This is a genomic window from Paenibacillus sp. FSL H8-0548 (assembly GCF_038630985.1).
Taxonomy (GTDB): domain Bacteria; phylum Bacillota; class Bacilli; order Paenibacillales; family Paenibacillaceae; genus Pristimantibacillus.
Genome location: NZ_CP152049.1, coordinates 6,224,326 through 6,237,555, shown reverse-complemented (window position 1 = coordinate 6,237,555; position 13,230 = coordinate 6,224,326). Strand labels below are relative to the sequence as shown.

The window sequence follows — 13,230 nt, the reverse complement described above, 5'->3', positions numbered from 1 at the left end:
CGAGGCGCTTCGAAACAGCATGATGTACAGAATAAGATCGATTTGGCGCCTTGCCTTGCACGGTTAACATCTGGTCAGACCGGCATGATTCAAAAAACATGTGGAGAAAGATGGTGCAAGATTTTGCGAAAAAAAATGCTGGTATGTGCCTTGCTGTTTCAAGTTGCTTTTTGTTCCCTGCTTGTCGCAAAGGCGGATGCGGTCACTCCTACCGATCTGGAAATGGTCTCTCGCGTAACGGGAGTCAAGCCAGCTGGGGAAACGATGCCAAACCCCAATCAGACGGATACCAACTATCAAATATCAGGGACTGATCTGGGAATCGTCTGGGACAAAGGAGGCGGACAATATTTTGTTCTGTTCGGCGATACGAACGGATTGGGCCCCAACGATTGGCGCAGCAATACTCTCGCTATTTCATCGGATACGAATTTATCTGACGGCTTGTCGTTCGATACGATGGTTCAGGACCGACCCGGACACGCCAAAGAAATATTGTACTCCAAAAAAATCGATTTCGACGAAATAACCGTCATTCCTACTGCCGGCGTAACCGTAGGCACTCGCCATTATATTCATTATATGTCCGTTAATCATTGGGGCGATGCGGGTGTTTGGCAAACCAATTATTCGGGAATCGCTTATTCGGACAACAATGGTGCGACATGGACCAAGCACCCGACTGCAAGGTGGTACAACAACACAACGACTTGGGACAACAAGTTCCAAATGGCTGCTTTTATCAAGGACAGCGGCTTTATCTATATGTATGCTACGCCGAACGGGCGGTTCGGGGACGTATATTTGGCTCGTGTGCCTGAGAACAGTCTGCTAAGCATAAACGAATACCGGTATTGGGACGGCAATGGCTGGTCAGTAGGCCAATCGTCCGCCCGTCCGGTTGCCAATGGCGTCGCAGGCGAGCTCTCGGTCGCTTACAACTCGCATTTTAACCGCTATATCATGACTTACTTGAACGAGCATCGCCAAGCAATCGTGATGCGGGATGCGCCTACGCCGGTTGGTCCATGGAGCGGTGAGAAAATATTGGTGCCTGGCAACTTTACGGGCCTTGGACAATATAACGCCTTTATCCACCCGTTATCCAATACCAGCTCGACCCTCTATTTCATCATGTCGACCTGGTATCCCGATTACAACACCCATCTTATGAAGGTCACACTGACCGCCGATATATTCGGTGACAATATAGTGAGCGATCCAGGCTTTGAATCGCAGGGGCAGACAAAGGTCATGGCGCCATGGCATACGATCGGAGAAGGCGGCATCGACCGTAATGCGGGCAATGCCCGTACAGGACAGGATAATGGCTATATCCGAAATGGAAGCGGATGGAATGCGATTAAGCAGAGGGTAGTCGTTGAACCATTCACGAACTATACGTTGAAAGGATGGATCAGGACGTCGGGCAACAACAACGATGGTTATTTCGGTGCGCGAGTTCCGAATGGCGGGATGATCCTAGGCGAGGCTCCATTTGATTCTTATGCGGACTATACCGAGCTTACCGTTTCATTTAACTCGGGCGCCAATCATTTTGTCGAGCTTTACACAGGCATGTGGGCAGACGAAGATACTTGGGTGCAGGTCGATGATGTGAGCTTGAACAGGGACGCGAATTTGGTAGCGCATGCCGGCTTTGAGGCTCAGCCGTCTTCAACGATCACTTCACCTTGGTATTTGAACGGGAACGGCGGGATTGACCGGGCTGCGGGATTTGCACGCAGCGGCCTTAACAATGCATTTGCCAGGTACGGTACGGGCTGGAACGCGGTCAAGCAAGAGGTGTTCGTGGAGCAGAATACGAATTACACACTTTCCGCATGGATTCGTACCTCAACCAATCAGAATAATGGCTACTTCGGAGCAAGACTACTTGGCGGCGGAACTATTTTGAACGAAACGCCTTTCGGCTATTTATCAGACTATACGAAGAAAACCGTACAATTCAATTCAGGAAATGCACATAGCGTAGAAATTTATGCGGGTATGTGGGCAAATGGCGGCGATACCTGGATACAGGCAGACGACTTCAGTTTGACTAAAAATTGACAACGAGAGGGGAACGTTCATGAAAGCGCTTGTTATTGACAGACCGCATCATGCATCCATTCAGGAGGTGCCATATCCTTCTCCAGGACCAGGCGAGATTGTCATTCGTGTAGAACGTGTCGGCATTTGCGGTACCGATTTCCATATTTATGAGGGAGAGTTTCTTTCTCCGTATCCCATAATTCCCGGCCATGAGTTTTCAGGGACCGTTCATGAATGTGGAGCAGGAGTCGAAGGCTTTCGGGTCGGCGAGCGGGTAACCGCCGATCCTTCCTTATTCTGCGGGCGATGCATTTATTGTCTTACGAACCGGGGCAATCAGTGCGAGAATTGGGGAGCTCTCGGCAATACCGTAAACGGAAGCATGGCTGAATATGTTGCGGTTCCGGCACGGAATGTGGTGCGCATTCCAGATTCCATATCCTTCGAAACGGCCGCATTCATTGAACCGATCGCTTGCGTTGTGCATGCCATGAACCGACTGCGCCTGAAAGCTGGAGATTCTGTCCTTCTTCTCGGAGCAGGAGCGATGGGGCAGCAGCTTGTGCAGACCTTATCGAGATCCGGTGCATCGCGGCTAACTGTCGTTGATGTATCAGAGACCAAGCTGGCGCTAGCAAGGTCATTGGGCGCGACGGAAACGGTACATGTAAGCCATAAATCAAGCCTTGCCGGAGAAAAATTTGACATTGTGGTCGATGCGACGGGCATACCGGCAGTTATCGAGGATGCTTTCACCTATATGGGGAAGACGGCGACCTACCTGCAATTCGGGGTGACGCCGAAAGATGCCCGGATTTCGGTCAATCCATTCGACCTCTATCACAAGGACTGGACCATATTGGGGTCTATGGCGATCAATTATACGTTTCTTCCCGCCTTCGAATGGGTCAAGGAGGGACGTATTTTACTGGAGCCGCTAGTATCGAAGATCATTTCCCTTGAGGAAACGGTTGAATTTCTTGCAAAGCCAAAAGACCCGGAGCTGTTGAAGGTACAGATCAGGATTTAAGGAGAAGGGAGCATGCTATGAGCTATTCGAAGGAAGAGCTATATGCCGATCACAAGCAGCGCAGCTATCCCGGCGAAGCGCGGGAAGCAGCATTTCTGCTTGGCGGGATCGGAACCGGAAATATATCCCTCGGCAGTCGAGGGGAGCTGCGGGATTTTGAAATTTTCAACCATCCTGCAAAAGGCAGTTCCTTGCCCAACACATTCTTCGCGATTCGTGTAAAGCCAGAGGAGGGGACAGCGGTTTACAGGGTACTGGAATCGCAGCTTCAGCCGCCGCATTCCTTGTCACACGGCTATCATCCGCTGACAGCTGGCGGATTGCCGCGACTGAAGAGTTCAACTATGGTTGGGGCGTATCCTGTGGCGCAAATTGCCTTCGAGGATGCAGCGCTTCCGGTAAGGGTAGAGTTAGAGGCGTTCACGCCAATGATCCCGCTTGATCCGGACGATTCCGGCATACCCGCAGCCATTCTATCTTATCGGGTTACAAATACGGGGGTTAAGCGTATCGAGGCGGTTATTGCAGGCTCACTGATGAATCCAGTAGGGGGCCTTTCCTACGACCGATTCGGAAACCTGCATCCAGATATGACCTGCGGAGGAAACGTGAACGAGTTTAGAAAGACGGAGGAGGCAGCTGGTTTATATTTGCATTCAGAGAAGTGGGCTGCCGATGATTTGCAGTATGGCAGTCTCTCTCTTATGACGACAAACCGGAACGTTACCTATAAACGGGCTTGGCTGAGGGGAGCCTGGTATGATTATTTGCAGGAATTTTGGGACGATTTCACGGAAGACGGACGGTTGAATGATCTCGGATATGACACACCCTCGGCCGACCATCGCACTGACACCGGATCGCTTGGTGTGATGGAATGGCTTGAGCCCGGAGAGACGAAGGAATTTCGCTTTATTCTCTCTTGGAGCTTTCCGAATCGAATAAACGGCTGGTATGAGCATGTAAGAGATAAGCGGCCTGGAAGGGAAACGGTTCGTAATTATTATGCTGCCCGGTTCGCCGATTCTTGGGAAGCCGGACTTTATATCATTCGCCATTATGAGCGGCTTTACAGCAGCACACTGTCATTCCGCGATGCGCTTCACGGAAGCACGCTGCCCGGCTATGTGATCGAAGCGTTGGCTGGAAACTTGCCGGTGCTGCGCAGTACGACCTGTTTTTGGCTGGAGGATGGACGGTTCTTTGGCTATGAAGGAACATTTGATGATTTGGGGTCGTGTGAAGGCACATGTACCCACGTCTGGAACTATGCGCAATCATTAGCCTTTCTTTACCCGACACTCGAGCAAAGCATGCGGAGGATCGAGTTTCTGGAAGAGCTTGATGAGCGTGGAATGATGGCGTTCCGGGCGATGAGGACGTTTGATTGCGAATGGCATTGGGAAGGGGGAAAAGCGCCTGCGGCTGCGGACGGTCAGCTGGGCTCTATTATGCGGGTGTACCGCGAATGGAAGCTTTCGGGCGATTCAGCATTTCTTGCCGAGCTGTGGCCTCATGTGAAGCGTGCGCTTGATTTTGCATTAGCACATTGGGATCTGGACGGAGATGCTGTACTGGAAGGCAAGCAGCACAATACGTATGACATTGAATTTTACGGTCCGAATCCATTGACTGGCTTTATGCTGCTCGGTGCGTTAAAAGCGGCAGCAGCTATGGCTGAATCGATGGATGACAGCGAGGCGGCGGACTGTTATAAGCTGCTTGAGCAACAAAGCGCAGCACGCCTAGGCGAGCTGACCTGGAACGGCGAATATTTCATCCAGCGTCTCGAAGACGTTAATGTTCATAAATATCAGCATGGAACAGGATGCTTGTCGGACCAGCTGTTCGGTCAACAGCTGGCCCATCTGTATGGTCTTGGTTATTTGGCGGATGAAAAACGAATAAAGAGTGCCATTCAAGCGGTCTACCGCCATAATTTCAAAACCGATTTCAGCGATCACGCCAATTGCCAGCGCGCTTATGTGCTGCATGACGAGCAGGGACTGCTGATGTGCACGTGGCCGGAGGGAGGAAGGCCTAAACTTCCATTCGTATATTCCGATGAGGTATGGACCGGCGTCGAATATCATGTTGCCTCCACCTTGATTTACGAGGGCTTCGTGGATGAAGGCCTCTCCGTAGTCAAGGCCGTACGCGACCGCCATGATGGGTTTAGAAGAAATCCTTGGAATGAGGTGGAATGCGGCCATCATTACGCGCGTTCGATGGCAAGCTGGGGGCTGCTTATTGCCTTGAGCGGTTTCGAGTTCGATATGGTGAAAGGGGTCATGAAGTTCAATCCGGTTGTGCAGCAGGATGAGTTCTCCACGTTCTGGAGTACGGGAAAAGGATGGGGCACTTATCGGCAAACAAAAAATCCAGACACAGGCAAGCTCCACGTTCAGCTAGATGTGCTCTTCGGTGATATGAGTGATATCAAGGTAGAGGCTTGCGGTCAAGAAGACATATAGAGGGGGAAAGTAGAATGCATTCAATGAAATACAAGATTTTCGGAACGACAGCGCTCGCGGCCATTTTGTTTCTGTCCACGGTATTACCTGCATACGCGCAGGGAAACGGGGTATTGAACGGCTCATCCGAATTTGAGCTTACAGCAAGCAGAGCAACGAAGGTGGCGAGAGTAACCGGGGCCACACAACCTGGGGAAAGCGTGCCAAATCCGAATCAGACAATCGACAATTATGCACTAACTGCTACCGATCTAGGCATCATGTGGGATGCGACAACGGATCCAACCGATAAAAAAATTATGGTCGCGTTTGGCGATTCCTACGACAACGGCTGGGGAGGCTTTGGAGGCGGCGGAAATTCTGCAGGCTGGAGAAGCAATCTATTGGCGATATCGAAAGATACGCTGCTTTCGGATGGGCTAACCTTCTCCTCAATGATTATGGATGAGAACAAAGCCGAGTATTCCAAGGAAATCATTAGCTCTGCGCACAATACGTCAGGCAGCGGCGATTTCACTGCCATTCCTACTGCCGGAATTACGGTAGGTACGAGACATTATATCCATTATATGCAAATTAAAAATTGGGGAGCTAATGGCCGCTGGAACACTAACTTCTCTGAGATCGCTTATTCGGACGACGAGGGGCAAAATTGGACAAAATCAGGTGTGAAATGGGGGGCTGCCAGCAAGTTCGCACAAGCGGCATACGTGAAGGATGGCGGATATGTTTATATGTTCGGAACTCCTGCCGGCAGATTCGACAAGGCCTATTTGGCAAGAACGGGAGAAGCGGACCTATTAAACAAAGAGAAATATGAATATTGGAGTGGAACGAGCTGGATTGTTAACGACGAAGCGGCAGCCAAAGCGATTGTAGATGCGCCTGTCAGCGAATTGTCCGTCGCTTACAATTCTTATTATGAGAAGTGGATTATGACTTATCTGAATGAGAATCGTTATGCGATCGTCATGAGAAGCTCCTCGAGCTTAACCGGCGGCTGGTCAGCGGAAACCGAGGTTGTAACCGGAGCAGAATTCCCCGGATTATACGGCGGTTTTATTCATCCTTGGACGAACAACGGCAAAGACCTGTACATGGTCGTATCTGAGTGGGGACCGTATAACTCGATCCTTATGCATAGTACGCTCAACGTAGGAACTCCTTTAAGCAATCTGATTGCCGATCCATCGTTCGAGCTGCAAGCATCGGGAACGATTGCAGCTCCATGGACACTGGAAGCAGGTACAGGAGGAATAGATCGAAACTTTTTGTCCAGAGCGGGCAGCAACAACCTGTGGCTTAGAAACGCAAGCGGATGGAATGCCATAACCCAGAAGGTTCAGGTCGTGCCGGTTACTGAATACAAACTAACGGCCTTTATTCGGACCTCGCCCAACTTTAATGACGGTTATTTCGGCGTCAGGGATTCGCACGGAACGATTGTGAAAGAGACGAAATTAACCAAATCCGATAATTACACGCCAGTTGAGGTACTGTTCAATTCAGGCAGCAGCACCGAGCTTACTCTGTTTACAGGCATGCATGCAGCAGGAGATACTTGGATGCAGGCAGATGATTACATGCTGCTGCCTATTATTGTAGAAATCGGGATTGAAAGCATCAAGGAGGTAGACGTATCAACGACAGCAGGCAGCGCGCCGGTACTTCCATCTAAGGTAGAAGCTACATACTCCGACGGCACGGTAGCAGATGTCAGTGTCGTATGGGATGCGGTGGAAGAGTTCAGTTACGCGCAGGCTGGCTCGTTTACGGTAAACGGTACGGTAGCGGACACGGCGGTGAAAGCATCTGCGAAAATATTGGTAACAGCAGCTCCTGTTTCTTCGGGTCCCGTCCCAGCTCCAATTCTGAGCTCTGAGCGGAGCATAACCGCCGAAGAACTGAAGACAATGAAGGACGGAGATGCTCCTTTCAAGCTGAACGAGGGACAGAAGGAGTTCCATGTTCCCATTCAAGCCGCCGATATTCTAAAGGATCGCAAGCTGATTGTAACAGCGGGTGAGGTGAAGCTGCACGTACCAGCCGCCGTATTGGCCGCATTAAAGGATCTGCTTCCTGAACAGTCTTTGCAGGATGCGCGAATTGTGCTGCGGGCAACGCCGGTAGATCAAGCGCTGTTCGAATCGAACAGCAACGACGGAAAATACAAGCAGGACGGGATCGCATACGAGCTTGATATTGCGGCACGAACCGCAGATGGAAAGGAAACACGGCTTGACCTATTACCGCAATCCGTTCATGTTTCACTGCCGTATCAGGCAAGCGAGACTGATGAGGCTTTACTCGGAGTATACCGCTTCAACGAAGTGACCGCGCTATGGGAATATGCAGGTGGTCAAATCGATAAGCCGCAAAAACGGATTGCTGCAGACATCAGCCATTTCAGTAAATATGCCATTTTGTCTTACGACAAAGAGTTTACAGATGTGGGCACTGACCATTGGGCTTACCAGATATTAAAGACGCTCTCCGCCAAACATATTGTCGAAGGCGTGGATGCAAACCGATTCGAGCCAAAAGCGAATATGACAAGAGCGGAATTTGCGGCTTTGCTCGTTAGGGCGCTAAATATCAAAACGACAAGCAACACGCTTCCATTCACAGATGTGAGAAAAGGCGCCTGGTACTTGGAGGAAGTGGCCGCAGCCTATGAGGCAGGTCTGATTACAGGAATTACAGAAGCCAGCTTTGCGCCGAACGCAGCCATTACAAGGGAGCAAATGGCGGTTATGGTGATCAGAGCGAATGCATACAGCAATGACGCAGATCAGCAGCTTCAGCTTGATGCGAGTGCCTTCACCGATGCCGATAAAGTGTCGGCTTGGGCGCGTGAAGCCGTCGAACAGGCAGCCGCCCTGGGCCTTATGAAAGGGAAAGGTGCGGACCAGTTCGATCCGCAGGCCAATGCGCTGAGGATTGAAACTGCGCAAGTTATTTTTAATTTGCTGGATACCAACAAGTAGAAATAGCTCCAGCATACCTTCCCATACACAATAGCATTTGATCATTCCTCTCCGCTGAAGACACGTTTCAGCTGGAGGGGAATTTTCTGCGGTATGAGCGTTGTCCCTCGCTGCCTTCACCGCGTGCAATCTATTATTGATGATAGAAAAAAAACATGCTAATGTAAATTGTGAAATCGATTGCAGAACGGGTTGATTCGGTGCAGCAAGCTTGGGATCAGGAGGTTTATATGAGTAAAAGTACGATTTATCAAATCGCGGAGCAGGTCGGCGTATCGCCTTCGACTGTATCGAGAGCGCTCTCAGGAAGCGGCTATTGCGGCAAACGAACGAAGGCAAAGATTATGGAGGCGGCGAAAGCTTTGAATTACGCGCCTGACCATGCTGCCAAAATATTGAAAACCCGCAAAACGAATAAAATTATTTTTGCCGTGCCTGACATATGCAATCCATTTTACTTTGATATGATAAAGGGCATTAATCAGGTAGCGGAGGAGTACGGCTACTTGCTGATTCTTTTTTATACGAAACATCAGCTGTCGGAAGAGCTGAAGGCGATACAAAACGTTAAGGAGAGAGTGGCGGACGGCATGATTATGGTCTCCTTTCACTTCTGTGAGGAAAATATACATGCGATTAACGGGCTGTCCTCGCCAGTCGTTCTGACTAATCAATTCGATTCTCCCGGCGGGGGTGACCGCTTTGACTACGTCTATGTGGATACGTATATAGGTACGAAGCAGGCAACTGAGCATCTGATCAAGCAAGGCATAAAAAGAATCGGGTTTATTGGAGGAGCAATAAGCGAACAAACGGGCATGCAAAGGTATGCTGGTTATCGTAAAGCTCTGCTCGAGGGCGAATTGCCATACGTTGATGAGCTGATTAAGGAGTCCGATTACACAGAATCAGGCGGCTATGAGGCGGCTAGGCAGTTATTGTCGGAGCCTGATCGACCGCAGGCAATCGTTGCCGCAAACGACTTGATGGCAATTGGGGTGATGCATGCATGCGAGGATGCCGGCTTGTCAGTCCCGCACGATATTGCCATCGTCGGCATGGATAATCTGGATATCTCGTCGCGAGTGTACCCGAAGCTCTCTTCGGTTTCCCTTATGCAAGAGGAAATTGGAATACAAGCGGCAAGAATACTCATGAATAGACTGCACGGGAAGCAGATGAACAGGACAGCCATAAAAATAATGCCAAAACTAGTTGTCAGACAGTCGAGCAGATGGAGAATCGACGACTAATATGCAGAGAAGCGGAGAGATCAAACCAGATGCTGAAGCAGAGGCTGATTAGACATATGAACCTGCAAAAGAAAATAACGATGCTTCTCGTTTTATCCATTTTCATTCCGCTTACGCTGTTCGGCTATTTATTCTATCAAAGCTCGAATCAATTCGCCGAAGAACGCACCAACAAGGAAACGGATCAGCTGCTTCATTTGGTTAATCAAAATGTCGATCGGCTGTTGAACGAATATGAAGCGCAATTGCATTCGATCTATGAGAATGAGAACGTTATTTTGCAGCTCAGCCAGATTAACCAGCAAGGGGAGGGAACGGAGACGCAGCTGTCTGCCGATTCAATCAACCGTTATTTGCGCAATTTTCTTCGTGGAAAGGATGACATCGACTCTATCTATTTATTCAGCGGGCAGAAGCTGTTTTTTGCAGATTTCAAAGGCTCGCAATATTATGAGGAGCAATTCCGCAAGCATCCCCAGTGGCAGGAGGCGGTGCAGGATGCCGGCGGGAAAGCGGTTTGGATGCCGACATACGAGCTGCCTGTCAATCGATATTCCTTTGAGCCTTCCCATTATTTCTCGATAGGGATGCAGGTGAAAAACGTAGCCGATGTCATGCAAACGCTTGGCTCTATCTATATTAATGTAAAGATTACGGCACTGGACCGTCTGGCTGATCAGGTGAAGGTCAGCCCGAACGGAACGCTGCTTGTCACGGACGGAGAAGGGCATGTCATCTGGCATCCGAATGCCGAAACCTATCAAGAGACATTGAAGGATATTCCCTTTTATAAGGATATGCTTGCGAAACGGACGCCGTTCTCGACCGTTCGAATGAACGGACAGCTGTATCAGATGAACTACATACAATCGTCATATAATGACTGGTACTATGCAGCGCTCATTCCTAACGATGATTTAAAGGAGCAATCCAAGGAGCTTCGGCAGTTTCTAATTGTAACCGTCTTCGCATTTGGCGCATCGTTCATCATGCTTGCCCTATGGGTATCCAGGTTCATTACGAAACCGATCAGACAGATGGCAGTTGCGATGAAGCAGGTTCATAAGGAAAATGTCGACTTTCAGCTGCCCGTTGCTTCCGAGGACGAAATCGGTCTGCTGAATGCTGCATTTAATAGCATGAGAAGAAGAATTAATGATTTGATTCATGAGGTAAGGGTCATATCCGAGAAGGAGAAGGAGGCGGAGGTACGTGCGCTGCAGGCGCAAATTAATCCGCATTTTGTTTATAACTCGCTTGATACGATTAATTGGATGGCAATCGAACGCGATCAACACGACATCAGCTCGATGATTGCGGCTCTGAGCGACATTATGCGATATGCGATTCGTCCTGGAGAGCCTTACATTGCCCTGGAGGAGGAGTTGAAATGGGCTCAGAATTACGCTTATTTGCAAAAAATGCGGTTCGAGGACCGGTTCGACATCCATTTCCAAGTCGATAAAGCGCTGCTGCGGCAAAGAGTGCCCCGTCTATTTTTGCAGCCATATTTGGAAAATTCGATATTGCACGGGATGGAGCATATCGAAGAGGGCGGCTTAATAACGGTGACGGTCCTGCCGGACATGGGGACTGGAGGCATTCGTGTTGAGCTGTTGGATAACGGGAGCGGCATCAAGGAGGACGAGCTTCATAGCATTATGCTTCGTCGGACGCATGGCATTGGCATTTATAATTTGGACGACCGACTGAAGCTGGAGTACGGCTCCGAGTACGGCGTGAGTATCCGATCAGATTGGGGAGAGGGAACCGTGGTCACGATTATACTCCCTTTGCATGCGATGGATGACGCAGGCAACGGTCAATAATGACAGTCATAGGAGGATATCATGTATAAAGTTATTGTCGTCGATGACGAGCCTAGGGTGAGAAGGGGGCTGCAAGCGCTCATCCCGCAGCTGGATACCGATTGGTCTGTAGCGGGCTCAGCGAACAATGGGATTGAGGCGATAGAGCTTGTTCGAAAAGAAACGCCTGATTTGGTCATTACCGATATCCGGATGCCCCTCATGAATGGGCTTGATCTGCTTAGCGCCTTGAAGGAGTATCCCGTACATGTCGTTATTTTATCGGGTTACGGTTACTTCGAATATGCACAAACTGCAGTGAAGTTCGGCGCTTTCGATTATTTGCTCAAGCCGGTTAAGCCAGCAGAAATTAAAAGTGTGCTTCAGCGCGTAAAGGCGAATAAGCAAGTGGAGGGATCTGTAGCCGCCATCTTGCCAAGTCCCGTCAATTACTCAAAATGGTGGAGAGACTGGTTGTCATCCGAACCGGGGGAAGCGGAGGAATATAAGGAGAAGCTGCGGGAGCAGCTGCCGAAACAGGCAGCCAGCTTTCAACTGGTAGCTCTGGAAATCGATCGTTATGATGATCTGATGATGGACGATCAATGGGGGGACAAGCAGCTTGTGCTGTTTGCCGTACGCAATGTCGTTCATGAGATACTTCCGGAACTGGGAGCGGACAGCTCCACCTTCTTATTCTCAAGCGGTCCGCAGCTTTTTTATTTAATTAACGATGGCATATGCTCGCACGAGCAATCCACCAGGCTGATGGAGGAAGTACGCAAATGGGTGAAAATATCTATCTCAATTGGTGTAAGTGCTAAGGTAGTCGCTTTCGAGGAGCTGCCAGCAGGCTTTTGGCAGGCAAAGGAAGCGCTTCAAAACAAATGGATATACGGCGATGGCATCGTCAGTGCGTACGAGGACGTTGCCATGATGAACCGAAGGGAGCCAGGCTATCCTGCCGAGCTGGATGAAGCGATCGTGAGAGCGGTTAGATCTGGGGAACAGACGAATGCGATATATGGTCTGACTTCGTTTATGGAGCGGATAAAGGAAGGAAGCATCCCTTTCCGGCTGTTTCGCCGATTCTGCTTGCAGTTGTTAGCATCCATCTTCCGCATCGTCTATGAGCATAAGCTGAATGAAATAATTTTGAGGCAAATGAATAAACCGCAGGATTTATTTCACCGCGACTTTACAGCGGAAGAATTTGTCGATTTTATGTCGGAGCTGATTGGCGCGGTCATCAAGTCGATGGAGTGGAGTACGCAGCAGAAACAAAATCGAACGATCGAGAAAGTGATCGATTTCATCCGCAAAAACTACACGAAGGATATTTCGTTGGACGACATAGCTGTTCAGGCTCAAATGAGCAGCAACTATTTAAGTACATTTTTCAAGCAGGAAACGGGCGAGACATTTATTGAGTATTTAACCCGTCTTCGCGTCGATAAAGCCAAAACACTGATGATGAATGCCCAGCTTCGGCTTTATGAAATCGCCCAGATGGTCGGTTACCAGGATGTGAAGTATTTCTCTCGTCTGTTCAAGCGTATGGTTGGTGTGACGCCTGCGGAATACCGCCAATTTTTTTATCGTAGGGAGGAATGAAGGCGTGAG

The 13,230-nt window shown here is 49.6% G+C and carries 7 protein-coding genes; all 7 read left to right on the top strand.

All coding sequences use genetic code 11. The features are described 5' to 3' along the window. The first annotated feature begins 123 nt into the window (after positions 1 to 123). The 7 genes from MHI37_RS26520 (at position 124) to MHI37_RS26490 (ending at position 13,221) form a co-directional block, all read left to right on the top strand. On the top strand, positions 124 to 2,073 hold the full coding sequence (locus MHI37_RS26520; RefSeq protein WP_218638953.1) for a DUF4185 domain-containing protein: 1,950 nt from the start codon (positions 124 to 126) through the stop codon (positions 2,071 to 2,073). A gap of 19 nt (positions 2,074 to 2,092) precedes the next feature. Continuing rightward, complete coding sequence (locus tag MHI37_RS26515) at positions 2,093 to 3,085, top strand: zinc-dependent alcohol dehydrogenase family protein (protein ID WP_076339165.1); 993 nt, start codon at positions 2,093 to 2,095, stop codon at positions 3,083 to 3,085. Positions 3,086 to 3,102: 17 nt separating this feature from the next. After that, positions 3,103 to 5,559, top strand: a complete 2,457-nt coding sequence (locus MHI37_RS26510; RefSeq protein ID WP_076339164.1) for a GH116 family glycosyl-hydrolase — start codon at positions 3,103 to 3,105, stop codon at positions 5,557 to 5,559. 14 nt (positions 5,560 to 5,573) lie between these two features. Further along, the gene (locus MHI37_RS26505; RefSeq protein WP_076339163.1) at positions 5,574 to 8,546 is read left to right on the top strand and encodes a DUF4185 domain-containing protein; all 2,973 of its coding nucleotides are present in this window, start codon (positions 5,574 to 5,576) and stop codon (positions 8,544 to 8,546) included. A gap of 230 nt (positions 8,547 to 8,776) precedes the next feature. Further along, positions 8,777 to 9,799, top strand: coding sequence for a LacI family DNA-binding transcriptional regulator (locus MHI37_RS26500; RefSeq protein ID WP_076339162.1), 1,023 nt, complete (start codon positions 8,777 to 8,779; stop codon positions 9,797 to 9,799). A 29-nt stretch (positions 9,800 to 9,828) separates the two neighbouring features. Beyond that, positions 9,829 to 11,628 carry a sensor histidine kinase gene (locus MHI37_RS26495; protein ID WP_076339161.1) on the top strand — a complete coding sequence of 600 codons (1,800 nt, stop codon included), beginning with the start codon at positions 9,829 to 9,831 and terminating at the stop codon, positions 11,626 to 11,628. A gap of 21 nt (positions 11,629 to 11,649) precedes the next feature. Further along, the gene (locus tag MHI37_RS26490) at positions 11,650 to 13,221 is read left to right on the top strand and encodes a response regulator (protein WP_076339160.1); all 1,572 of its coding nucleotides are present in this window, start codon (positions 11,650 to 11,652) and stop codon (positions 13,219 to 13,221) included. Positions 13,222 to 13,230: the final 9 nt, after the last annotated feature.

What these genes read in the sequence shown, in the direction of transcription:
- MHI37_RS26490 (WP_076339160.1), top strand. Translation starts at nt 11,650, where the DNA reads ATGTATAAAGTTATTGTCGTCGATGACGAGCCTAGGGTGAGAAGGGGG.
- MHI37_RS26495 (WP_076339161.1), top strand. Translation starts at nt 9,829, where the DNA reads ATGCTGAAGCAGAGGCTGATTAGACATATGAACCTGCAAAAGAAAATA.
- MHI37_RS26500 (WP_076339162.1), top strand. Translation starts at nt 8,777, where the DNA reads ATGAGTAAAAGTACGATTTATCAAATCGCGGAGCAGGTCGGCGTATCG.
- MHI37_RS26505 (WP_076339163.1), top strand. Translation starts at nt 5,574, where the DNA reads ATGCATTCAATGAAATACAAGATTTTCGGAACGACAGCGCTCGCGGCC.
- MHI37_RS26515 (WP_076339165.1), top strand. Translation starts at nt 2,093, where the DNA reads ATGAAAGCGCTTGTTATTGACAGACCGCATCATGCATCCATTCAGGAG.
- MHI37_RS26510 (WP_076339164.1), top strand. Translation starts at nt 3,103, where the DNA reads ATGAGCTATTCGAAGGAAGAGCTATATGCCGATCACAAGCAGCGCAGC.